The 22,650-nt window shown below is 71.2% G+C and carries 24 protein-coding genes and 1 tRNA gene; 12 read left to right on the forward strand and 13 right to left on the reverse strand.

What is annotated here, in order from left to right:
* Window positions 1-31 precede the first annotated feature (31 nt).
* On the reverse strand, window positions 32-850 hold the full coding sequence (locus OO60_RS05785; protein ID WP_004558805.1) for an SDR family oxidoreductase: 819 nt from the start codon (window positions 848-850) through the stop codon (window positions 32-34).
* A 133-nt stretch (window positions 851-983) separates the two neighbouring features.
* On the opposite strand from OO60_RS05785, the gene OO60_RS05790 reads away from it, so the two are divergent.
* Together OO60_RS05790 and OO60_RS05795 are read left to right on the forward strand one after the other, a co-directional pair.
* The gene (locus OO60_RS05790; protein ID WP_033261081.1) at window positions 984-1,787 is read left to right on the forward strand and encodes a trypsin-like peptidase domain-containing protein; all 804 of its coding nucleotides are present in this window, start codon (window positions 984-986) and stop codon (window positions 1,785-1,787) included.
* 18 nt (window positions 1,788-1,805) lie between these two features.
* Window positions 1,806-2,030 (forward strand): RNA-binding S4 domain-containing protein, encoded by a 225-nt coding sequence (locus tag OO60_RS05795; protein ID WP_033260983.1) that lies wholly within the window; start codon window positions 1,806-1,808, stop codon window positions 2,028-2,030.
* Here the strand turns inward: OO60_RS05795 and OO60_RS05800 are convergent.
* Complete coding sequence (locus OO60_RS05800; protein WP_004558808.1) at window positions 2,027-2,968, reverse strand: Ldh family oxidoreductase; 942 nt, start codon at window positions 2,966-2,968, stop codon at window positions 2,027-2,029. The genes OO60_RS05795 and OO60_RS05800 overlap by 4 nt on opposite strands.
* Window positions 2,969-3,069: 101 nt before the next feature.
* On the opposite strand from OO60_RS05800, the gene OO60_RS05805 reads away from it, so the two are divergent.
* Entirely contained in the window at window positions 3,070-3,351 is a 282-nt protein-coding gene (locus OO60_RS05805) for a DUF2277 domain-containing protein (RefSeq protein WP_004558809.1), read from the forward strand.
* A gap of 64 nt (window positions 3,352-3,415) precedes the next feature.
* A complete protein-coding gene (locus OO60_RS05810) occupies window positions 3,416-4,255 on the forward strand; it encodes a patatin-like phospholipase family protein (RefSeq protein ID WP_051767642.1) in 840 nt (279 codons plus the stop codon).
* On the opposite strand, the gene OO60_RS05815 is transcribed toward OO60_RS05810, so the two are convergent.
* Entirely contained in the window at window positions 4,236-4,679 is a 444-nt protein-coding gene (locus OO60_RS05815) for a hypothetical protein (protein WP_004558811.1), read from the reverse strand. The two genes, OO60_RS05810 and OO60_RS05815, sit on opposite strands and share 20 nt — an antisense overlap.
* Before the next feature lie 66 nt (window positions 4,680-4,745).
* Between OO60_RS05815 and OO60_RS05820 the strand changes: the two genes are divergently transcribed.
* Window positions 4,746-4,832 (forward strand) — tRNA-Ser (locus tag OO60_RS05820).
* Between the two features lie 32 nt (window positions 4,833-4,864).
* Here OO60_RS05820 and OO60_RS05825 read toward each other — a convergent pair.
* Window positions 4,865-5,338, reverse strand: coding sequence for a MarR family winged helix-turn-helix transcriptional regulator (locus OO60_RS05825; protein ID WP_205624245.1), 474 nt, complete (start codon window positions 5,336-5,338; stop codon window positions 4,865-4,867).
* A 506-nt stretch (window positions 5,339-5,844) separates the two neighbouring features.
* Here OO60_RS05825 and ypfJ point away from each other — a divergent pair.
* Window positions 5,845-6,771, forward strand: a complete 927-nt coding sequence (gene ypfJ, locus OO60_RS05830; protein WP_004558813.1) for a KPN_02809 family neutral zinc metallopeptidase — start codon at window positions 5,845-5,847, stop codon at window positions 6,769-6,771.
* A gap of 65 nt (window positions 6,772-6,836) precedes the next feature.
* Here ypfJ and OO60_RS05835 read toward each other — a convergent pair whose 3' ends face one another.
* Window positions 6,837-8,375, reverse strand: a complete 1,539-nt coding sequence (locus tag OO60_RS05835; protein WP_205624246.1) for a M28 family metallopeptidase — start codon at window positions 8,373-8,375, stop codon at window positions 6,837-6,839.
* Between the two features lie 81 nt (window positions 8,376-8,456).
* Between OO60_RS05835 and OO60_RS05840 the strand changes: the two genes are divergently transcribed.
* On the forward strand, window positions 8,457-9,434 hold the full coding sequence (locus OO60_RS05840) for an NAD(P)H-quinone oxidoreductase (protein ID WP_004558815.1): 978 nt from the start codon (window positions 8,457-8,459) through the stop codon (window positions 9,432-9,434).
* On the opposite strand, the gene OO60_RS05845 is transcribed toward OO60_RS05840, so the two are convergent.
* Window positions 9,431-10,630 (reverse strand): cysteine desulfurase-like protein, encoded by a 1,200-nt coding sequence (locus OO60_RS05845; RefSeq protein WP_004558816.1) that lies wholly within the window; start codon window positions 10,628-10,630, stop codon window positions 9,431-9,433. The genes OO60_RS05840 and OO60_RS05845 overlap by 4 nt on opposite strands.
* A gap of 134 nt (window positions 10,631-10,764) precedes the next feature.
* Here OO60_RS05845 and OO60_RS05850 point away from each other — a divergent pair, with 134 nt between their 5' ends.
* On the forward strand, window positions 10,765-11,331 hold the full coding sequence (locus OO60_RS05850) for a bacterial proteasome activator family protein (RefSeq protein WP_033260986.1): 567 nt from the start codon (window positions 10,765-10,767) through the stop codon (window positions 11,329-11,331).
* An 82-nt stretch (window positions 11,332-11,413) separates the two neighbouring features.
* Here OO60_RS05850 and OO60_RS05855 read toward each other — a convergent pair whose 3' ends face one another.
* The 4 genes from OO60_RS05855 to OO60_RS05870 are packed head-to-tail and all read right to left on the reverse strand — an operon-like array spanning window position 11,414 to window position 15,388.
* Window positions 11,414-12,559, reverse strand: coding sequence for an epoxide hydrolase family protein (locus OO60_RS05855; RefSeq protein ID WP_004558818.1), 1,146 nt, complete (start codon window positions 12,557-12,559; stop codon window positions 11,414-11,416).
* Between the two features lie 38 nt (window positions 12,560-12,597).
* Window positions 12,598-14,193: a hypothetical protein gene (locus OO60_RS05860; RefSeq protein WP_033260987.1), complete on the reverse strand. Its 1,596-nt coding sequence runs from the start codon at window positions 14,191-14,193 to the stop codon at window positions 12,598-12,600.
* 59 nt (window positions 14,194-14,252) lie between these two features.
* Complete coding sequence (locus OO60_RS46345; RefSeq protein ID WP_004560754.1) at window positions 14,253-14,705, reverse strand: hypothetical protein; 453 nt, start codon at window positions 14,703-14,705, stop codon at window positions 14,253-14,255.
* The gene (locus OO60_RS05870) at window positions 14,702-15,388 is read right to left on the reverse strand and encodes a hypothetical protein (protein ID WP_004560755.1); all 687 of its coding nucleotides are present in this window, start codon (window positions 15,386-15,388) and stop codon (window positions 14,702-14,704) included. The genes OO60_RS46345 and OO60_RS05870 overlap by 4 nt, the downstream gene beginning before the upstream one ends.
* A 101-nt stretch (window positions 15,389-15,489) precedes the next feature.
* On the opposite strand from OO60_RS05870, the gene OO60_RS05875 reads away from it, so the two are divergent.
* Entirely contained in the window at window positions 15,490-16,164 is a 675-nt protein-coding gene (locus OO60_RS05875) for an acylneuraminate cytidylyltransferase family protein (protein ID WP_004560756.1), read from the forward strand.
* On the opposite strand, the gene neuC is transcribed toward OO60_RS05875, so the two are convergent.
* Complete coding sequence (neuC, locus tag OO60_RS05880; protein ID WP_004560757.1) at window positions 16,161-17,291, reverse strand: UDP-N-acetylglucosamine 2-epimerase; 1,131 nt, start codon at window positions 17,289-17,291, stop codon at window positions 16,161-16,163. The two genes, OO60_RS05875 and neuC, sit on opposite strands and share 4 nt — an antisense overlap.
* The gene (locus OO60_RS05885; protein WP_004560758.1) at window positions 17,284-18,309 is read right to left on the reverse strand and encodes an N-acetylneuraminate synthase family protein; all 1,026 of its coding nucleotides are present in this window, start codon (window positions 18,307-18,309) and stop codon (window positions 17,284-17,286) included. The genes neuC and OO60_RS05885 overlap by 8 nt, the downstream gene beginning before the upstream one ends.
* A 129-nt stretch (window positions 18,310-18,438) precedes the next feature.
* Between OO60_RS05885 and wzm the strand changes: the two genes are divergently transcribed.
* Genes wzm through glfT1 form a run of 3 tightly spaced genes read left to right on the forward strand, consistent with a single transcriptional unit; the run spans window position 18,439 to window position 21,119 of the window.
* Entirely contained in the window at window positions 18,439-19,392 is a 954-nt protein-coding gene (gene wzm, locus OO60_RS05890; RefSeq protein WP_004560759.1) for a galactan export ABC transporter permease subunit Wzm/RfbD, read from the forward strand.
* A gap of 3 nt (window positions 19,393-19,395) precedes the next feature.
* Complete coding sequence (wzt, locus tag OO60_RS05895) at window positions 19,396-20,211, forward strand: galactan export ABC transporter ATP-binding subunit Wzt/RfbE (protein WP_004560760.1); 816 nt, start codon at window positions 19,396-19,398, stop codon at window positions 20,209-20,211.
* Complete coding sequence (gene glfT1, locus OO60_RS05900; protein ID WP_004560761.1) at window positions 20,211-21,119, forward strand: galactofuranosyltransferase GlfT1; 909 nt, start codon at window positions 20,211-20,213, stop codon at window positions 21,117-21,119. Before wzt ends, glfT1 begins: the two co-directional genes overlap by 1 nt.
* Before the next feature lie 33 nt (window positions 21,120-21,152).
* On the opposite strand, the gene OO60_RS05905 is transcribed toward glfT1, so the two are convergent.
* Entirely contained in the window at window positions 21,153-22,643 is a 1,491-nt protein-coding gene (locus tag OO60_RS05905) for a hypothetical protein (protein WP_033260988.1), read from the reverse strand.
* Window positions 22,644-22,650 lie beyond the last annotated feature (7 nt).

Here is a 22,650-nt window from a genome sequence, read left to right on the forward strand (position 1 = left end):
GTCCGAAACGCAACTCCATTGAGTGAAAGCCTCAGCCGTCCATCTGCTTGAGCCCGAGCCGCGCGAGTGCCGCCAGCGGCCGCTGGTAAGCGGAGCCGAGCACCCGCGGAATGGCGTCGATGACGTAAGCGTCCGGTCCGATCAGGATGCGTGCCGACTTCCGCTCGATCCCGCGCAGGATCGTCTGCGCCGCCTTCTCCGGTGTGGTGTGGGCGATCCGCTCGAATCCCTGCGCGGCCTTTTCCTGGTCGTCGGCGATGCTCCGCGCGTTACGCACGATGTTCGTCTTGATCCCGCCGGGGTGCACGCAGCTGACCGCGACCGGGTGCCGCGCGATCAGCATTTCTTCGCGCAGCGCTTCGGTGAATCCGCGGACGGCGAACTTCGCCGCGTTGTACGCGCTCTGTGTCGGCACGCCGACGAAACCGAACACGCTGGAAATGTTGACCACGTGCCCGTCGCCGGAAGCGATCAGGTGCGGCAGGAACGCCTTCGTGCCGTTGACGACCCCGCCGAGGTTGACGCCCATCAGCCAGTCGTAGTCCTTGAACGTCATCTCCTCGACGGTCGCGCCGAGCGCGACGCCCGCGTTGTTCACGATGACGTTGACGCGGCCGTACTCGTCGGCGACCTCGTCGGCGTGCGCGAGCACGGCGGCGCGGTCGGCAACGTCCAAGGTGTACGCGCGGGCGTTGCCGCCGGCCAGCTTCGCCGTCTCTTCCGCGTTCGCGGTCACGACGTCGGAGAGCGCGACCCGGGCGCCGCGCCGGGCGAACTCGCAGGCCAGGGCGCGGCCGATGCCCGAACCCGCTCCGGTGATCACCACGACCTTGTCCGCGAACCGCTTCATCGGCCCTCCCGCCGTCCGGTGGTTACTCCTGAGTAGCGAATGCTAGCGGCTGTGAGCTTGCTGTGGGTGTGCTGATTGTGCCGCTGCGTCGTCCTATGGTGATGTGGTCGACAGCACCGAAGACGAGGAGGCGATGTACGTGCGGCGGCCGGCCGTTCTGCTCACCCTCGCCGCGATCGTCCTGCTCGGCGTCACCTGTGTCGTGGTCGCCGCCACCGTCCGGCAGCTCCAGCCCGCGGAAGCGACGACGCCGGTGACTGCCACGGTCGAAGCGACCCCGGCGCGCGACCTGCCCGCGGTGTCCAGCCCGGCGGTCGGCGCGCTGTTCGCCGAAGGGGCGCACTACTGCACCGCCAGCGTCGTGCACAGCGAGCAGGGTGACGTGCTGCTGACCGCGGCCCACTGCATCCACGACGGCGAGGGCGGCGGCTACTTCACCGGCCTCACCTTCGCACCCGCCTACCACGACGGGATCGCGCCGTTCGGCTACTGGACGGTGTCGGACGAGCGGGTCGCGGCCGGCTGGAGCTCCTCGTCGGACCCGGACCTCGACGTCGGCTTCGCCACCGCCCACCAGGCGGGGACGACGAAGACGCTGGAGAGCCTGGTCGGCGCCAACCTGCTGGCCACCGGTACCGCGTTCGAGCAGCCGATCACGCTCACCGGCTACCCGGACGACTCCGACGTCCCGGCGGTCTGCCAGAACACCACCAGCAAGCAGGACACCTTCCAGCTGCGGGTGGACTGCGCGGGCTTCCCGACCGGCACCAGCGGCGGCCCGTGGGTCACCCAGCAGAACCCGAAGACCCGGCTCGGCACGGTCATCGGCGTCATCGGCGGCTTCGAGTCCGGCGGCGACGACGCCGACACGTCGTACTCGAGCTACTTCGACACGGACGTCCTCGCGCTCTACCGGCAGACGACCGCCCGCACCTGAGGCGGCATGATGCGGGGCATGAGCGAGCCCGTCGACGTACCCATCACCGGAGAGCCGATCCGGCTCGGCCAGTTCCTCAAGCTGGCCGGCCTGGCCGAGGACGGCTCCCACGCCAAGGACCTGCTCGACGCCGAAGAGGTCACGGTCAACGGCGAGGTCGAGACCCGCCGCGGCCGCCAGCTGACCGACGGCGACGTCGTCGCGGTGGGCCCCGACCGCGGCAAGGTCGTCCTGGTGCACTAACCGACGCTGGTCAGCGGCGGGAGGCCGAGCGAGGCCGCGAGGGTGTCCAGCTCGCGGCGCACCGGCCCGGCGAGGGGCACGCCGAGGGCCCGGCACTGCTCGAGGTGCTGCGCCTCGCGCCAGCCCGGGTAGCGGATCGGCGCGCCGCCTTCCCAGCCCAGCATGCTGCCGAACAACGCGCTCGCGGCGCGGTAGAAGCCGTCGGCGCTGCGCAGCGTCGTCGGCGCGATCGCCAGCACCAGCAGGCCGGTGTCGTGCTCGTGGTCGGCGACGCCGGACAGCACCCCGGCGAGGACCTCGACCAGCAGCGTCAGCCCGGCGGCCTCGGAGCCGGGGCGGTCCATGTCGAAGACGAACTCGGGGTACGCCCCGCCGGGCGCGGCCATCCCGAGCGGGTTCACCGGGGAGCCGGGCTCGCCACCCGCGGCGAGCACCAGCCCGATCATCGCGTGCGGCAGGGCCCGCGCGGCGTGGTGCCCGGCGCGGCCGAACGGCCCGATCCCCCGCATCGAGACGAGTCCGACGCCGAAGCGGCCGGCCCGCGTCACCGCCCGGTCCATCGCGTCGCCGACCGCCCACAGCCCGGGCGCGCGGCGGTAGTCGATCAGCGCGGCGGCCCCGCGGTCGGCGATCATCAGCGGCTCGGCGTGCGGCACGACGAGGCCGTCCTCGAGCATCGGCAGGTGCACGCGGGTCAGGTCGGCGACGCCGGTTTCTGGCGAACCGGTCAGATCGCCGTGGCAGAGCGCTTCGGCCGCGATGCGGGCGCGGACTTCGGGGAGGCCGTGGGCGGCGAAGACGTGTGCCACGAGGGTGACCAGCTCGTCGGCGCGCACGCGCGGCCACGCCTGTTCCGGGATCGGGGTTTCCGGGAGTTCGTCTTCGAGGATGCCGGGTTCGGCGCGGGCGGAGCGGAAGGGACGCGGTCTGAGAGGCACTACCCCGACATTGCCCAGCGCTGGTCCGGGCGTCAACGACGACGGCCCGGCCCTACCCGACCGTGTGATCGAGGGCTCCGGAGCGACGTACCCTGGGCGGCATGTGCCGAAACATCACCACCCTGCGGGGACTCCAGCCGGCCGCGACGGGCGAGGAGATCGAAGCGGCGGCCCGGCAGTACGTCCGCAAGGTGACGGGCGTGCAGGCGCTTTCGGACGCCACGCGCGAGCCCTTCGAGGCGGCGGTCGCCGAGATCACGGAGATCACCGCCCGCCTGCTGGAGCAGCTGCCGGAGCGCCGCCAGCCGCCGTCGACCGTCCCGCCGCTGCGGCGGCCGGAGGTGCGGGCGCGGATCGCGGCGAAAGCCCTGCGCCAGCCCTGAACCACGGGGCTGCGGGTCACGCTGTGCGCCGGAAATTGTCGGACCTCCTCGCTAGCCTGGTCGCATGGGTGGACAGGCTTTGGTTTTGGGTGGCGGCGGAGTCGCCGGGATCGCGTGGACGACAGGGCTGCTGGCGGGGCTGGCCGAGCACGGCCAGGACCTGACGGGCGCGGACCTGCTCGTCGGGACGTCGGCGGGGTCGGTGGTGGCCGCGCAGGTGGCGAGCGGCCGTCCGCTGGCCGAGTTGTACGCGCGCCAGGCCGACCCGGCGCTCCAGACCGCGGAGATCCCGGCCGAAATCGACTTCGAGAAGTTCGCCGCCGACTTCGGCGGCGCGGTCACCGGCGCGAGCGACCCGGCCGAGGTGCGCCGCGCGGTGGGGAAGCTGGCGCTGGCGGCCGAAACGGTGTCCGAAGCGGACCGGCGCGCGGTGATCGAGGCGCGCCTGCCGGTGCACGAGTGGCCGTCGCAGCGGCTGGTGATCGTGGCGGTCGACGCGGAGACCGGCGAGCCCCGCCGGTTCGACCGCGAGTCCGGCGTCCCGCTGGTCGACGCGGTGGCGGCGAGCTGCGCGGTCCCCGGCGTCTGGCCGGCGGTGACGATCGAGGGCCGCCGGTACGTCGACGGCGGCGTCCGGTCGGCGGAGAACGCCGACTACGCAACGGGGTACACGCGCGTGACGGTGGTTTCGCCGCTGGGCGCGGACGCCCCGCTGCCGATGGAGAAGCCGCTGCTGGAGGTCCTGGACGACCTGCGCGCGGCGGGCGCGGAGGTCACGCTGATCACCCCGGACGAGGCATCGCAGGCGGCGGTCGGCGAAAACCCGCTGGACCCGGCGACGCGCACCCCGGCCGCGGAAGCGGGCCGGGCGCAAGGAGCAGCCCTCACGCTGAGCTGGAGCTAGCCCGGGAGCGGTTGCGCCGCAGCGAGACGACGAAGCCGGCGGCCGCGATCGGCAGCAGCGCGGCGCCGACGACCAGGCCGGCCACCGGCGGGAGCCCGCCGTCGAGGACGACCCGGCCAGTCGTCGGCCAGTAGCGGACGCCGACCGCCGCCCCCGCCGGGTGGCTGCCGCGTTTGCTGCTGCGGGTCGAGAAGGTCCTGGTCACCGGGCTCCCGTCCGGTACGGTGTAGGCCACGGAGATCCGCTGCCGCCCGTCGTCCACCGCCGTCACGCGGCCCACCAGGACCTGCGACCGCGATTGGTCGTACGTCTTGACGCCGAAGACCCCGGCGAGCAGCAGCGCCAGCAGCAGCAAGCCACCGAAGACCCCGACCAGGGCGCTGCGGCGCAGGGCACCGTCCGGATCGTCCCCTGGCGGCCTCATGCGGGGAACACGTCCCCGGCGGGCCCCAGGTTGCCCGAGAGTGCGTCGGCTACCCTCGTGGGCAGGGGTAGCGTGTCCGAGCGGCCGAAGGAACATGTCTTGAAAACATGCGAGGGGGCAACCTCTCCGTGGGTTCGAATCCCACCGCTACCGCGTTGAGAACCCGGGCGCCGCGGCGCCCGGGTTCAGCCTTCGGTCGCCAGCAGGTGCGCCTGCACGCGCTCGAACGCCACGGCGATCGTCGCCTGCTCCTCGGGGGTCAGCAGGTCGATGAGGTGTTCGCGAACACCTTCCACGTGCGTCGGCGCGGCCTTCTCCAGCAGCGCCAGGCCCTCGTCGGTCGCCTCCGTGATCACGCCGCGCTTGTCCTCCGGGTCACGCGCGCGCCGGACCAGGCCCGCCGATTCCAGCTTGGCCACCTGGTGCGAAAGCTTGCTCTTCGACACCCCCATGTACATCGCCAGCTCCGACATCCGCATCCGGTAGCCGGGCTGGGACTGCAGGCACACGAGCACTTCGTAGTCGGTCAGCGACACGTCGTGGCAGTCGGTCAGCTCGCGGTGCAGGCGCTGCCGCAGCAGGAGGGTCGCCACGATGTAGGAGCGCCACGCCGCCATCTCGGCATCGTCCAACCAACGCACAGGCCGCTCCTCGCTCATAAGACAGCCTAGAACGCTGATCAAGGGATCGCGCGGCGCACGGCCGATTCGGTGTCGGTGAAAATGCCGTGCCAACTTCGCCCGAAGGTGGGGTTACGAAAAGGTTGAGACTCGGCCGGGAAAGGCGCATTCTGCTTGTCGGCGGACGTCGGCCAGGGTAGACGGCGCGGCGACGGCGACGTGCCGGCCCGGCTCCCCGCCAGGAGAGGTCAGGTGGTTGCGTGGCGGGTGATTCTCGCGGTTGACCGCCAGCTGCGTCCCCGCGACCGGAACGGACTTCTAACGGGCTGGTCGCGACTGTGAACAGCTACTGAGCGGGCTTCCATGCGTTCACGCATACGGCGTCGGTCGGGCCTGGATCCGGTCACGGCCTCGGAAGCCGTGACGACAGCGCCTGAACGCCGGCCCCGGAAGCGGCCGACCGCTCGACAGAAGACATACCTCGGTACAAGCCTGGGTGCGCCCGTCAGCGCGACGGCCGCACCCAGGCTCGTTAACATTTGCGGGTGAGATTCGACGACGACGCCGGCCTGGACGCTTCCGAAGTCCAGGACCTGCGCGGAAGCGGTGGAGGCGGCGGCGGGATCGGCGGCCGCGTGGCGCTCGGCGGCGGCGGGCTCGGTGTCGTCGGGCTGATCATCTACTTCGTGCTGTCCCAGCTCGGCGGGGTCACCACCGGCGGCAGCGGCCTGAGCGGCGGGCTCGGCAGCGTCGGCTCCGGCCAGCAGGTCGACAACTCGAAGCTGTCGAGCGAGTGCAAGACCGGCGCGGACGCCAACAAGAACCACGACTGCGCGATCGTCGCGATCGTGAACTCCGTCCAGGACTACTGGACGCAGCAGTTCGCCCGCTCCGGTTCGACCTACCGGAAGGCGCCGACGAAGTTCTTCAACGGCGGCGTGCGCACCGGCTGCGGCAGCGCGACCTCCGACACCGGCCCGTTCTACTGCCCGGCCGACTCGGACGTCTACATCGACCTGTCCTTCTTCAACGAGTTGAAGACCCGCTTCGGCGCGCAGGGCGGGCTCTTCACCGAGGCGTACGTGCTCGCCCACGAGTACGGCCACCACGTGCAGAACCTGCTCGGCACCTCGCGCAAGGGCACCGGCACCGGCCCGACGTCCGGTTCGGTGCGCCTGGAACTGCAGGCCGACTGCTACGCCGGTGTCTGGGGCAACCACGCCTCGACGACGCCGACCGAGAGCGGCAAGCCGCTGATCACCGACGTCACCCAGGACGACATCAACTCCGCGCTGGACACCGCGTCCCGCATCGGCGACGACTACATCCAGGAGAACCTCGGCGGCGGCCAGGTCGACCGCTCGAAGTTCACCCACGGCACGTCCGCGCAGCGCAAGAAGTGGTTCACCACCGGCTTCCAGACCGGCGACCCCGCCCGCTGCGACACCTTCGGCACCAACAACCTCGGCTGAGACGACCAACCCGTCGTGAGTGAGAAACAGTGTTCTAACACTGTTTCTCACTCACGACCGGGGGGTCAGGCGGTCAGGGCGTGCGGGTCACCCGCGGTGTGCGCGGTGAGGGACCGCTGGGTCGAGCGCTTCTGCGCCGTCAGCGACTTCGACTTGGCCTTGCCCGGCTGGACGCCGTTGATGCTCTCGGTGCTCGTCGCGTAGACGCCGAGGGCCCAGGCGACACCGTCGGCGTTGCGGTCCAGCGCGACCCGGTCGATGTTGCCCAGGTTGTCGCAGGCCTGGTGGTAGCACGGGTCGAACGCGATGCCGGCCGTGCCGCCCCACTTCGCCGCCTGCGCCGGGGTCTTCAGCACCTCGGCACCGGTGTCCAGGCCGCCGGCCGGGATGCCGACGGCGATGAACTCGCCGTAGTCCGAGCGACCGGTGAAGTCGGTGCCTTCCAGGGACACGCCCCGCGCGGCCTGCATGAAGTCGACGAAGGTCTTCTCGATCTGCGCCGAGCCGTACGGGCCCGCGCCCGCACCGACGCCGTCGGAGTTGTCGCCGTCGTAGGCGAAGTAGCCGGCGTTGGGCGAGCCGATCATGTCGAAGTTCAGGTACAGCGCGATGTCGAGCTGCTGCTCGAAGCTCAGCGAGTCGACGTAGTAGGTGGAGCCGATCAGGCCGAACTCCTCCGAGCTCCAGAACCCGAAGCGCACGGCGTTGTTGACCTTCGGGCTGCTCCCCAGCTGCAGCGCGGTCTCGAGCAAGGTCGCCGAGCCGCTGCCGTTGTCGTTGATGCCGGGGCCGGCCGGGACGCTGTCGAGGTGCGACCCCAGCATCACGACGTTGTCCTTGCGCCCGGTCTTGGTCTCGGCGATGACGTTGTAGCTGGTCCGCGCCTCCTGGAAGGCCCGCAGTTCCAGCGTCACGTTCTGCCCGCCGAGCGTGGCCAGCTGCGCCCCCGCGGCCGCCGTCACGCCCCCGGTCGGGATCGCCGCGTTCTCCGGACCCCCCAGGGTCCCGTTGAGCGCGCCGTCGGTGTTGTTGTAGACGATGGCGCCGATCGCCCCCGCGGCGGCGGCCGTCTGCTGCTTCTGCGCGAACGAGCAGCCGCCGCGCTTGATCAGCGCGATCTTGCCCGCGACGTCCGCGGTGTAGTCGGTGGCCTCGCAGCCGCTGGTGTCGTCCACGGCGACCACGGCGAGCGGCGCGGTGATGCCGCCGACCGGCGTCGACTTCGTGTACTCCATGGCGATGACCGGGACGCTCTGGCCGCCCGCGGTCAGCTTCTCGGCGAGGGTCTGCGAGTAGGTGAACGGGAACTCCTGGCGGGTCACCTGGTAGCCGGCCGCCTCGAGCTTGGTCGCGATGTACTCGGCGGACTTCTTGTGCCCCTCGGTGCTCGCCGCCCGGGTGCCGCCGTTGGTGTCGGCGATCCGCTGGAGGGCGATCAGGTGCCGGTTGACGCCGTTGACGTCGACCTTCTTGACGAGCTGCTTCGCCAGCGCCGGACCGTCGGGAAGGGTGTTCGCGGCGGCGGCCGGGGTGAGGCCGAGCACCAGCGTCGCGCCGGCGGCGATGGCCACCGGCGGCAGGATTCTCGTTCTGAAGAGTGACATGGTTGCTCACCTTTGTTCGATATGCGAAGTCCGTCAATGCGCCTTTCGGCGGGAAGTTTCGCCCCGGGATACAGTCGACACATGTACGCGATCACCATCCGTGAACCAGGTGACCCGGACGTTCTCGAGTGGACGGAGGTCGCGGATCCGCGGCCCGGCCCCGGCGAGGTCCTGCTGGAGGTCGCGGCGAGCGCGGTGAACCGCGCCGATCTGCTGCAGCGCCAGGGCCACTACCCGCCCCCGCCCGGCGCGAGCGAAACGCTCGGCCTCGAATGCTCCGGCACGATCGCGGAACTCGGCGAAGGCGTCGAAGGCTGGAACGTCGGCGACGAGGTCTGCGCACTGCTCTCCGGCGGCGGCTACGCGGAAAAGGCCGTAGTCCCGGCCGGGCAGCTGCTCCCGGTGCCGGGCGAAGTCGACCTGCTCACCGCGGCCGCGCTGCCCGAGGTGGCCTGCACGGTGTGGGCGAACGTCGTGATGCACGCGAAGCTCACCGAAGGCGAGGTGCTGCTGGTCCACGGCGGCGCCGGCGGCATCGGCACGCACGCCATCCAGGTCGGCAAGGCCCTCGGCGCGACGGTCGCCGTCACGGCGGGCTCGCCGGACCGGCTCGAAAGCTGCCGCCAGCTCGGCGCCGACATCACGATCAACTACAAGGAGCAGGACTTCGTCGAGGTGCTCCGCGAGGAGACCGGCGGCGCGAACGTCATCCTCGACAACATGGGCGCGTCCTACCTGGGCCGCAACGTCGACGCGCTGCAGCAGGACGGGCGCCTGGTGATCATCGGCATGCAGGGCGGGGTCAAGGGCGAGCTGAACGTCGGCACGCTGCTGGGCAAGCGGGCCTCGGTGTTCGCGGCGGGCCTGCGGTTCCGGCCGCTGGAGCAGAAGGCGGCGATCGTCGCCGACGTCCGCGAGCGCCTCTGGCCGCTGGTCACGGACGGCCTGGTCAAGCCGATCGTCGGCCAGGTCGTGCCGATGGCCGAGGCCTCGACCGCGCACCGCGTCCTGGAAGAGGGCAGCGTGTTCGGAAAGGTCCTGCTGGCCGCGAAGTCCTAGCGGAGTTCTTCGAGGACCCGCACCAGCTGGTTGATTTCGAAGACGTTGGAGTAGTGGGCGAGCCCGATCCGCACGGCGCCGCCCACTTCTCCGACGCCGAGTGACGCGAAGACGCCGCTCGTGCCGTCGTCGGCGAAGGCGCACAGACCCTGCGTCGCCAGGTATTCGGCGACCTCGGGCGCCTTCTTGCCGGCGACGGCGAAGGCGAGCGCGGGGATGCGGCGCATGGCGTTGCCGATGACCATGATGTGCCGCAGCGACAGCAGTTCCGTGGACAGCTGTGCGAGCAGCCCGGCGTGGTAGGACTTCGCCGAGCCGAGCGAGGTGACCAGCCGCTCGCGGCGCGAGCCGGTGGCGGCGTCGTCGAGGCCGGAGAGGTAGTCGATCGACGCGATGAGTCCGGCGAGCAGCGGGTAGGCGTGCGGGCCGAGCTCCAGCCGGGCGGCGCCGCGGGCCATCGGGTCGAGCGAGGCCGACGGGATGCGCTCGATCAGCTCGGGGTCGCGGAAGACCAGCGCGCCCACCGACGGGCCGCCCCACGCCTGCGCCGAGACGACCATGACGTCGGCGCCCAGCGCGTTGATGTCGAGCGGCAGGAAGGGCGCGGCGTAGGTGGCGTCGACAACGACGAGCGCGCCGACCCGCTTGGCGAACTCGATGATCGTCGGCACGTCCGGCCGGGTGCCGACGGACCCGGAGGCGAGCGTGACGGCGACGGCCTTGGTGCGCGCCGACACGAGCTGCTCGTACTGCCACGCGGGCAGCTCGCAGGTCTCGATGTCGATCTCGCCCCAGCGCACGACGGCACCGACACGCTTGGCGGCGCGCTGCCACGGCGCCAGGTTGGCCTGCTCGTCGAGCCGGGACACGACGACTTCGTCGCCGATGGTCCAGCGCTCGGCGAGCGCGTCGACGAGCCGGCGCAGCATGACCGGCGCGCTCGGCCCGAGCACGACGGCAGCCGGGTCGGCCCCGACCAGGTCCGCCACGGCCCGGCGGGCCGCGGTCACGATGCTTTCCGCGCGTTGTGAGGCCGGAAACGCTCCGCCCGGCCCGGACACCGGGGCACGCATCGCCGTGGAAACGGCCGAAGCGACCTGTTCCGGTACCAGCATTCCGGCGGCGCCGTCGAAGTGAATCCAGCCGTCACCCAGCGCGGGAAAGAGCCCACGGATACGAGCGACGTCGAACGCCATGGGGACACCGTACGGACGTGCGGTTTCGCCGTGCGCCCGGGGTTGGGTGGAGAGCCACCGGGAACCCCGACTACGGCTACGCTCGGAGACGGACACCCCGTGGGTGTCGCGGAGCGTGTCGAAGGCAAGCCAGGATGGAGCACATGACCGAGCCGAACTTCACAGCGGGTGACCCGGGCCAGGATTCTTCACCCCACGTGGTGGTCGTCGGACCGGACGGCACACCAGTGGGCTCAGCCCCCGTCGACGGCGACCACCCGGAGTCGGTGGGCGACCTCGTCGAGGAGCCGGCGAAGGTGATGCGCATCGGCACGATGATCAAGCAGCTCCTGGAGGAGGTCCGCGCGGCCCCGCTGGACGACGCGTCCCGCACGCGGGTGCGCGAGATCCACCAGACGTCGATCCGCGAGCTGGAGAAGGCACTGGCGCCGGAGCTGCAGGACGAGCTGGAGCGGCTGGTCCGGCCGTTCACGGACGACTCGACGCCGTCGGACGCGGAGCTGCGGATCGCGCAGGCCCAGCTGGTGGGCTGGCTGGAGGGGCTGTTCAGCGGAATCCAGACGGCATTGTTCGCCCAGCAGATGGCGGCCCGGGTCCAGCTCGAGCAGATGCGGCGGGGGTTGCCGGCCGGGCCGTCCGGTGCAGTCGGGCCCGGCCACGAGCACGGCCCGGGGATCTCGGGCACCGGCCAGTACCTCTGAGGGTTCCACGGGGTTGTCCACAGACCGAGGGGGATGTGGACAACCGCTGTGGACAACTCCGGGCGGTGGTGGGGAACGCTCCTCAGCGCAGGAACCGGAAGAAAGCGCGGACGTCACCGATCAGCGCGTCCGGTTGCTCCAACCCCGGGAAGTGACCGCCGCTCGGGAACTCCGTCCAGTGAACTATCCGGTCCGTCCGCTCGGCCAGCGCACGGATCGGCAGCCCGATGTCGTCCGGGAACACCGCCACGCCCGTCGGGACCGTGTTCTCCGGCGCCGGGGCTCCCCAGCCGCCCGCCGCGTACAGGCGGGCCGCGGAGTTGGCCGTCTGCGTGAACCAGTAGATCGACACGTCGGCCAGCAGGTCGTCGCGGTCGATCAGGTCCTCCGTCGTGTTCGAGAACGAGCGGAACTTCTCCGCGATCCACGCCAGCTGGCCCGCCGGGGAATCGTGCAGCCCGTACGCCAGTGTCTGTGGCTTCGTCGCCTGGAGGATCGCGTACCCGGTGCCCTCGCGGGAGAACTTCGTCCCCTTGGCCAGCGACCGCCTTCCCCGCTCCAGCTCCGGCCCCTCGAGGCCGTCGAGGTCGGCTTCCGTGCGCGCGACGGCCGACGCCAGCATCGTCACGTGGATGCCCAGCAACCGCTCCGGGAACTGGGTGGCCAGCGAACGGGAGATCGTCGCGCCCCAGTCGCTGCCGTGGGCGCCGAACCGCTCGTAGCCGAGGCGGGTCATCAGCTCCGCGAACGCCCGGGCGATCCGGGCCGGGTCCCAGTCCGCTGTGGTTGTCGGGCCCGAGAAGGCGTAGCCCGGGATCGATGGCGCCACCACGGTCAGCGCGTCCGCCGGGTCGCCGCCGTACGCGCGGGGGTCCGTCAATGGGCCGATCACGTCCAGGAACTCCACGATCGAGCCCGGCCAGCCGTGCGTCAGCAGCACCGGGACGGCCGCCGGCTCCGGGGACACCACGTGCAGGAAGTGCACCTTCGTCCCGTCGATCATGGTCGTGGCCTGCGGGAACCCGTTGATCCGGGCCTCCTGCGCCCGCCAGTCGAAGGCCGTGCGCCAGTGTTCGGCCAGCTCACGCACGTAGTCCACCGGCGCCCCGAGGCGCCAGCCGGTGGCCGCCGGCTGGTCGGGCCAGCGGGTGCGGGCCAGCCGGGTGCGGAGGTCGTCGAGGTCGGCCTGCGGGACGTCGACGCGGAACGGGGTGATCTCCGAAGTCATGGTTCGACCCTAGGAACGATCGCGGACAGCTCCGGTCCTCAACGCCGGGGGCACACCGTCAGCTCGCCCGCCGGCAGCGCACGGTCGCAGTCGAAGCGGCTCCGCACCTGCGCCGCGACGTCCGGCGGCAGCCGGTCCACCGCCAGCCAGGACGGCTGCACCACCAGGTACTCCGCGTCCGGCTGCGTCAGGCAGGCCAGGTTCTCCCGGTAGCTCTCCAGCCCGCGCACCGCCGGGAGGTACGTGCCGCGCTGCACGAACACCGGTGCCGGGTAGCGGCAGGGGGCCGGGTTGCCGAAGAAGTACGCCATGTCGCCGAACGCCAGGTACACCACGCGCGCGTCCGCGCCGATCCGGGCGCGGACCGGGGCGAACAAGCGCTCGTCGGTGTGAGCCGCCGCGACGCGCTCGGAGTTCGTGTAGTCGGCGTGGATCGCGTCGAACGAGTAGGGCGCGCTCGGCCACGCCAGCACCGCGAACACCGCCACCGCGCTCAACGCCGCCAGAACCGGCCACGTCCGGCCTCGGTCCTTGAGCGCGACCAGCACGCCCACCACGACCACCGCCACCAGCACCGCGTAGACGGGCGTGCCGTGCGCCAGGCGCCACTCCGTCGTCGCCGCGGAAACGATCGGGATGCCGACGCCGAGCGCGATCCCCGGCAGCACCAGCGCTCGCGGTGGCCCGCCGTGCTCGGCCGACCAGCGGGCCAGGGCGAGCCCGGCCAGGGCGGCGGCGAACGGGACCAGCGCCGCGAGGTGGTACTGGAACCACTGCCCCTGCAGTACCACGGCCGCGAGCACGACGACGACCGCCGCCACGGGCAGGAGCACCCACGCCCAGCGCGCCCGGCGTCCCGGCGCCAGCCGCGCCAGCACGGCGACGCTCACCGGGAGCAGGGCCACCATCGGGACAGCCAAAGCCTCGTTCAGCACCGTCGAGACGAGCGCCCGCACGTCGCTCACCGCGAAGCCGCGGCTGAGCGGGCTTCCCCCGTTGAGCAGGGAGAGCTCCCCGAGCCACCGCCACTCCCGCGGCTCGATCAGGACCGTCAAACCGAACAGTCCCAGGCAGATCGGCACAGCGAGCAGGCCGGTGAGCAACGCGCGGCGCCGGTCGAGCACCGCGACGACACCGAGGGCGACCAGCGCGGTCGGCGCCGTCGTGTACTTGACCAGCACGGTCAGGGCCAGCAGCACGCCACCGGTGAGCGCGGCGAACACCGGCCGCCGGATCCGGAGCGCCGCTCCGACCGCACCGGCCGCGAACACCGCGGCCAGCCACTCCGGCTGCAGGAAGTCCCAGTTCGGGGCCAGCGCCAGCGCGACACCCGTGGCCGCGGCGACGGCCGTCGCCTCCGGGGCCGGGCGGTGGCGCAGCAGGCCGGCGCGCAGCAGCAGCGACGCCAGCAGCACGGCGACCAGCGCCAGCACCCGCACGACGGCCTCGCGGCCGGGGACCGGCAGATCGACGTCGCCGAGCGCGAGCACCAGCCGGTACGCCATCGGCCGGTGCACGAAGACTTCCGACGGCGACAGGCCCGCGCGGCCGGCCGTCTCCAGCGTGCCGAGGACGAACCGGACGTCGTGGTTCAGCCCGGTCCAGGCGACCGTCAGCGCCAGCGGGACCAGCACCAGCAACCACGCCGGACGCGCCCGCCGAGACGCGGCGGGCGGTGCGGCCGCGGCTGTGCTCAGCCCGTCACCTCGCGTCTGGCCGCGAAGTCCTCTTCGAGGCGGGCCAGCCGCTCTTCGTACTTGGAGATCGCGGCGAGGCGCGCGCGGATGCGGGCGTGCTCGGCGCGGACCTCCTCGGCTTCGTCCGGCGCGTATTCGAGGCGCTCGGCCATCCGGGCCACCGAGCCCGGCCGCTCGAAGGCCGCGATGCGCGCTTCCAGCGCGGCGAGGTGCGGCGCGAGCCGGCGCTGCTCGTCGTAGAGCCACTTCACGTGGCCGTCGAGCTCCTTGGTGGCGTGTTCGACGTCCCGGCGGAGCGCGGCGATGTCCGAGTGCAGCGCGTCGAGCTCGGGCCGGATGCGGTCCAGCGCGATGTTCTCGATCCGCGGCCGCAGCTTCGCGACCACCGGCCGCCCCGCCACGCGGGCGAGCTCTTTCGCCCGCGAAACCACCCCGTGAATGTCACTCACTGTATGATCTCGATTCTTCCGGAGTCACGCCAAGTGCTCAGCAGCCGGGATTCCGCGTGCAGCCGGTGCTCCGCCGTCACGCCGACCTTGCTGCCCCAGGCGTGCTCGAAGTCGGTCTGGTCGGGTCGTTCGACGATCGACACCCCGGTCAGCCGCACCAGCGCCTCGGGGAACAGCTCCCGGCACATGTACGTCACCAGGGTGCCGGTGGTGGCCCAGACGTGCTCGTCCGCCGAGAGGCCGAGGAGCCGGGACAGCGGCAGCACGAACCGCCGGTTCGGGATCGGCACGAACCCCAGGTCCGCCGGCCACCAGTCGGGCAGGGTCTCGGGTTCCCAGAACAGCCGGCCCGGCTCGGCCAGCAGGTAGAGGCGCGAGGTGTAGTCGGCGAAGGTGTACGGCGAGACGACGACCCCGCGGTGGACCACCACGACGTCGGTGCGGTGGCCGTAGGCCGGCTGGGCGCCCGGCTCGTCCAGCGCGAACGTCGTCATCCGGATGACCAGGTCGCTGCCGTCGATCAGCGCGGCGCGCCCGGCGTCGGGCGGCATCGGCGCGTTGCCGACCACCGCGATCGTCTCGACGCGCTGCTCGCGCGCGTAGGAAAGCAGGAGGTCACGGAGCATGCGGGCGCTGTCGTCGAGCCGTTCGGAAGCTTCGTCCGCGAACTGAGTCCGATTCATCGCTCCCCCATGGCATCGGTGACCGGGGCCGCCGTCGGGCGGCAGCCGAGCAGACGGACAATAGCCGACAGACCACCGTCGATACCCGGAAGGGGTCCCCTGTGACCGCGCTGGCCATCGTCCCGGCGAGGGGCGGCTCCGTGGGGCTGCCGGGCAAGAACCTGGCGCCGTTCCGGGGCCGTCCACTGGTCGCGCACACCGTGCACACCGCCGTTTCGGCCGGGATCGCCGACGTCGTGGTCACCACCGACGACGCCGACATCGCCGCCGCGGCCGAGGCGGAGGGCGCCCGGACCGTCCACCGGCCCGCCCACCTCGCGGAGGCGACGAGCCGGACCCTGCCCGCGGTCACCCACGCCATCGACACGCTCGGCGTCCCGGATTCCACCCTCGTCCTCCTGCTCCAGCCCACGTCGCCGCTGCGGACGGCCGAAGACATCGCCGAATGCCTCGACATCCACGCCGGCCGGCCCACCGGCTCGGTCGTGCAGATGTGCCGGTCGGCCGGCCACCACCCGCTGAAGGTGTGCCTGGAGACGCCGGACGGCGGGATCGCCCCGGTCCGGGACTGGGCCGACCTCGAAGCCCCCCGGCAGACGCTGCCCGTCGTGCTGCGCCCCACCGGCGGCATCTACCTGGTCCGCGCCGGCGACCTGCGCCGGCACGAGCGGTTCTTCATCCCCGAGGTGCGGCCCCAGTTCGTGCCGGTCGAGCGGGCGATCGACATCGACTCCGCGGCGGACCTGGTCCTGGCCGAGCAGCACGCCGCCGGCTAACGGTCGACGAAGGCCTTGTACAGCGAAGGCCGCCAGATCTCCTCGCCCTCGAGGAGGTCGATGATCCGGCGGTGCGCGCCCGGCTCGCCGAACTCGGTGTGCGGCTCGCACCGGCCCATCGCGCGGGCCTTGCCGATCCCGGCCGTGACGGCTTCCGCGGTCGGCTCGACCGAGAGCACGCTGGGCGCCATCGCCCGGTTGCGCTGCCGGGTGCCGACGGTGACCGACGGCGTGCCCAGCACGGGCGCCTCCCGCACGCCGGCGCTCGAGTTGCCCAGCACGACGGCCGCGTGCTTCATCAGGGTGACGAAGTACTCGAACCGCATCGAGGGCAGGCGCACGAACCGGGGGCCGGTCAGCCGGTCGAGCTCGCCCCGGATCTCGCGGCAGCCCTCGTCGTTGTTCGGGTCGATGACGACCCAGTTGCCGTCGGTGAGCACGGCGTCGACCACCGCGGCCGCGTTGCGCCGGTTCTGGTCGCGTTCCGTCGTCACCGGGTGCAGGGCGAGCAGGCCGTAGTCGGTGAACGGGATCTCGTAGTGGCGCCGGACCTCGTCGAGGTCGGGCAGCCGCGCGGACGTCAGCACGTCCACCTCGGGGCTGCCGACGACGAAGATCCGGTCCTCCTCCTCGCCGAGCTGCAGCAGCCGGCGCCGGGCCGTCTCGTTGGCCACCAGGTGCACGTGGGCGTGCTTCGACAGCGAGTGCCGGATGACGTCGTCGATCGTGCCGCTGACCTCGCCGCCCTCGATGTGCACGACCCGCACGTTGGCGAGCGACCCGACGATCGCCCCGGCCAGCGCCTCGACGCGGTCGCCGTGCACGACGATCGCCGCGGGCTGCTCCTCGTGCACCAGCCGGGCCAGCGCCTGGACGGTGTTGGCCAGCACGAGCGCCATCGGCTCGTCCTCGATCTGGTTCGGGATCAGGTGCAGCCGCTCCAGCCCGGCCAGCTCGATCTCGCGCACGGTGTAGCCGTAGCTGCGCAGCATGTGCATGCCGGTGACGACGATGCGGGCGGACAGCACCGGGCTGCGCTGCACGGCGAGCATGACGTCCCGCAGCTTCCCGAAGTCGGCGCGGGTCCCGGTGAGGAAGAGGACCTCACGCCGCCCGGTCTCAGCCAAGGTCCGCCCAGCTCACCTGCGTGTTCGCCGGCAGGGCCCGCGTGACGGCCCGGCCGAGCAGGCTCTCGTAGTCCTTCGCCTTGATCTCGCCGGTGCCCGGGCGCTTGACCCAGATGTTGTCCGTGGTCAGCGTCTCGCCTTCGGCGACGTCCTTGGTGGTGACGACGCAGGCGTACGCGAAGTCGATCGTCGGCTGTTCCTCGGCGAGGATCTGCTTCGAGCCGCCACGGGCCGCGTGGATCAGCCGCGAACCCTCGACGAGCTGCTTGAACTCCGCCGGCGTCGACGAGACGGGGATGTCCGGGCCGGGCCAGCTCATGTCGGACGTGAAGTGCCGTTCGAGCACCGAAGCACCCAGCGCGACCGCGCCCAGGCACGGGTAGATCGTCACCGTGTGGTCGGAAAGCCCGAGTTCGGCGTCCGGGAAGGCCGCGTGCAGCTCGGCGAGCGCGCCGAGCCGGACCTGCTCCGGCGGCGTCGGGTACAGCGACGTGCAGTGCAGCAGCGCGAAGCCGACACCCGCCGCCCGCAGGATTTCGACGGCCGGGGTGATGGACGCGATGTCGTTCATCCCGGTCGAGAGGATGACGGGCTTGCCGAAGGACGCCACGTGGCGGATCAGCGGGTAGTTGTTGCACTCCCCCGAGCCGATCTTGAAGCCCTCGACCCCCAGGTCGGCCAGCCGGTCGGCGGCCGCGCGCGAGAACGGCGTCGACAGGAAGACGAGCCCGCGCTCCTCGGCGTGCGCCTTGATCTCGCGCTCGTCCTCGGCGGTGAGCGCGACGCGGTTCATCATGTCCCAGATCGGCTCGTCGGCGTTGCCGGGCACGACGTCGTTCGGGATCATCTCGTCGTCGACGACGTGGGTCTGGATCTTGACGACCTGGACGCCGGCGTCCGCGGCGTCGTCGACCATCTTGTGCGCCTTCTTGGGGTCGCCCTCGTGGTTGATCCCGATCTCGGCGATCACGAGAGGGGGGTGGTCGGCACCGACCGGGTGCTCGCCGAGCATGAACATGGAGACCTCCGGGTCGCTGCGTGGCTGCGGTCCGTCCCCGACCCTATCCCCTGGCCCGCCGGGCCTGGTCCCGCCCGACGCCACTGCCCTATCAAGGGCGCCGCACAACCCATCGGTACCCTCGTCCACGTGCATGCCACCAGCACGGTTCAGGCCGCAGACTCACCCGTAGCGACGTCGGCTCCGCCGACGTCGGACAGCAAGACGTTCTCGCGCGCCTTCGCCGACATCAAGGCCGGTTTCCGCGCCCGCGAGCTGTGGGGTCACCTCGGCTGGCAGGACATCAAGCAGCGCTACCGCCGCTCGGTGATCGGGCCCTTCTGGATCACCATCAGCCAGGCCGTCATCGCGCTCGGGCTCGGGCTGCTCTACTCGCAGCTGTTCCACTCGCCCATCCAGGTGTTCCTGCCCTACCTGTCCACCGGCTTCATCCTGTGGGGCTTCATCAGCGGCTGCCTGTCCGAGGGCATGGAGACGTTCATCGCGAACGAGGGGCTGATCAAGCAGCTCCCGGCGCCGCTGAGCGTGTACATGCTGCGCACGGTGTGGCGGCAGACGCTGCTGCTGGCGCACAACATGATCGTCTACGTCGTGGTGCTGGTCATCTTCTTCAGCGCGCTCGACAACCCGTACTCGCTGGGTTCGAAGGACGGGCTCTGCACCGGCAACCTGTTCTGCCACCCGGGCCTCAGCTGGAACATCCTGCTGGCCATCCCCGGCTTCCTGCTCCTCGCGCTGAACGCGGGCTGGGTGACGCTGCTGCTGGGCATCATCTCGACCCGCTTCCGCGACATCCCGCAGGTGATCAACTCGCTGATCCAGCTGCTGTTCTACGGCACGCCGATCGTCTGGCCGGTGGACCAGCTCCTCGGCGGCGGGGCGCGCGAAGGCATCTCCTGGGTGCTGCCGATCATCCAGCTGAACCCGCTGTACCACTTCATGCAGGTGGTGCGGGCGCCGCTGCTCGGGCAGTCGTTCACGCCGGGCAACTGGATCGTCGTCGCCTGCATCACCATCGTCGGCTGGGCGCTCGCGCTCGTCGCGATGCGCAACTACCGTGCCCGCGTCTCCTACTGGGTGTGACACATGGTCAGCATTGACGTCCACAACGCCTTCGTCGACTTCCCGATCTTCGACGCGAAGACCCGGTCGATGAAGAAGAAGGTCCTCGGCAAGGTCGGCGGCAAGATCGGCACCGAGACCAAGGTGCCGATCATCGAAGCCCTGCACGACGTGACGCTCTCCCTGCGCGAGGGCGACCGGGTCGGCCTGGTCGGGCACAACGGCGCCGGCAAGTCCACGCTGCTGCGGCTGCTCGCCGGGATCTACGAGCCCACCCGCGGTTCCGCGCGGATCGAGGGCAAGATCGCGCCGGTCTTCGACCTCGGCGTCGGCATGGACCCGGAGATCTCCGGCCAGGAGAACATCATCATCCGCGGCCTCTTCCTCGGCATGACCGCCAAGGAGATGGAGAAACGCGTCGACGACATCGCGGAGTTCACCGAGCTCGGCGACTACCTGCAGATGCCGCTGCGGACGTACTCGACCGGGATGCGCGTGCGGCTGGCGCTGGGTGTCGTCACCTCGATCGACCCCGAGATCCTCATCCTCGACGAGGGCATCGGCGCGGTCGACGCGGCGTTCCTGAACAAGGCGCGCGACCGGCTCAAGGACCTGGTGAAGCGCTCCGGCATCCTGGTCTTCGCCAGCCACTCGGACGAGTTCCTGTTCGAGCTGTGCGACTCGGCCCTGTGGATGGACGAAGGGCACGTGAAGCAACGCGGTTCGCTGCGGGACGTCCTCACGTCGTACAAGGGGCGTGACCCCTTCGAGAACATGAGCCAGGAAACCCTGGACCGCTTCGGCATCGAGCCGGTGGCGACGACGAACGGCGGGGAATGATGGCCAGCGAGACCCGGCAGCTGCCCGACGGCGCGGTCGTCGGCGTGGTCGTCACGCGGCACCGGCGCGAGCTGCTGGCGGACTCGCTGAAGGTCATCGCGGCCCAGACCCGGCCGGTCGACCACCTGGTCGTGGTGGACAACGGGCCGGACGACTCGGCGCGCGAAGTCGTCGAGAACTACCCGCTGCCGTACACGTACCTGCCGTCGCACCGGAACCTCGGCGGCGCGGGCGGGTTCGCGCTGGGCATGCTGCACGCGCTGTCGCTGGGCGCGGACTGGGTCTGGCTGGCCGACGACGACGGCCGCCCGGCCGACGAGAACGTGCTCGCCATCCTGCTGGAGGAAGCCGAAAAGCGGGGCCTGGCGGAGATTTCGCCGGTGGTGTCGAACATCGAGGCACCGGACAAGCTGGCGTTCCCGCTGCGCCGCGGCCTGACGTGGAAGCGGTCGCAGTCCGAGCTGGGCGTGGACTTCCTGCCCGGCATCGCGTCGCTGATGAACGGCGCCCTGTTCCGAGCGTCCACTTTGGACGTCGTCGGGGTGCCGGACCTGCGCCTGTTCTTCCGCGGCGACGAGGTCGAGCTGCACCGGCGGCTGGCCCGCTCGGGCCTGCCGTTCGGCACGTCGCTGAAGACGAAGTACCTGCACCCGGACGGCTCGGACGAGTTCAAGCCGATGCTGGGCGGCAAGTTCCACGCGCAGGACCCGGAGAACGAGGTCAAGCGCTACTACACCTATCGCAACCGCGGGTACCTGTTGTCCCAGCCGGGAATGCGGAAGATCGGCGCGCTGGAGATCGTCCGGTTCGGCCTGTACTTCGTGGGCGTGAAGCGGGACCCGAAGGCGTTCCTGCAGTGGCTGAAGCTGGTGCGGCAGGGCCGCGCGGAGAAGTTCTACCGCTACTGAGAAGGGGCCCCCGCGGGGGCCCCTTCCTTCGTCTCATTCCCCGATGACCGGGGGCGCGGTGCGCATGTCGGTGCCGAAGACCTCGTCGGGGTCACCCTCGACCAGGTAGGTCGGCCGCGAGTGCTCGGTGTCCTCGTCGCCTTCGCCCTTCTGGCCGCGACCGAGGCCACCACCGGGGCTCATGCCGCCACGACCGGCCGTCCCGGCGCCGAGACCGCCCATACCGCGTCCGGCAGCCGCTTCGGCGGCCCCGATCCCGCCGGGCCGGGCCGCACCCGACGCGGCGCCCGCGCCGGTCGCGTTCCCGGCGCCCGCGCCACCGGGGCCGAAGCCACCGCCGCCGCGCCCGCCACCGCCGCCGACCTTGGAGTTGTAGGCCTCGTCGCCACCGAAGTTCATCCCGCCCATGGGCATCGGGCTCATCGGCGGCATGCCGTTGAACTGCTGGTTCGGGTTCGACGTCGACGCCGCCGGGATCGAACTGGGCGTGAAGCTGGACGGCGTGGTGCCACCGGCCGGGACGAACCCGGACCCGGTGGTCGACCCGGGCCCGGAGAAGCTGTGCCCGGCCGGCCCGCCGAGCGGCCCGGAGGGGTTGCCGGACACGAAGCCCTGTGCGTTGCCGCCCGGCGTGTTCACCGAGTGCGAGCCCGGCGTGTTGACGCTGGAGGGGGTGTTGATGCCGTTCTTGTCACCGGTGCCGTTGGGATCCCCGCTGCCCCCACCGGTGCTGAAGCTCGGCGGCGGCGCGAAGGCGGGCTGCTTGGAGGCGGCCTCGTAGAGGTTCTTGTCGTAGGTCGCCATGACACCGGCGGCCTCGTCGTGCGCGGCCTGGCTGTCCTTCTGCTTCTGGATGGACTTGTCGACGTTGTCGGCCAGGTTGAACGGGTTCGACGTCGCCCAGCCCTTGAACTCGTCGGTCCAGCTGAAGGGAATGGGAGCGGGCATGGAGTTCTTCGCCGTGGCGGCGGCCTGGCCCTGGTCGTAGATGGTCTCGGAGGCCAGCTTGGCGTTCTGCGAGTTGGCGTCGGACCACTTGCTGAGGCTGGTGAAGTACTGCTGCGCGTTGTCGGCCGCGGTGCCTTCCCAGGTGCCCTTGGACGCGTTGACGGCGGTGTTCATCGACTGCGCGAACTTGTCGAAGACCTGGTGGACCTGGTGGTAGGCGGTCGAGACCTCGGACACCTGCTCGACGTCCAGGTTGCTCTGGAGGAACGCCTGCAGCTGGGCGTGGTCCGTGCCCTTGTAGTCGGCGTTCGGGGCGTGCAGGCCCTGGACGTACTCGACGTCGCGGCCCTGGGTGGCGTCCTTGACGTTCTTGTCGCCCATCTGCTGGGCCTGGTTCTTCGCCCGCGCCTGGGCCATCCACTGCTGGATCGGGCCGAACAGCCAGCTGCTGGGGTCGACGCCTTCTTCGGCCTTCTGCTGCAGGTAGGCATCCCGCTCGGCGGGCGCCATGTCCTGCACTTCCTGGGGCGTCTTGTCCGGGGTCTTCGGCGGCCGCGGGCTCTGTCGCGTGGTCATCTGGGTC

It is taken from the genome of Amycolatopsis vancoresmycina (genome assembly GCF_000716785.1).
Taxonomy (GTDB): domain Bacteria; phylum Actinomycetota; class Actinomycetes; order Mycobacteriales; family Pseudonocardiaceae; genus Amycolatopsis; species Amycolatopsis vancoresmycina.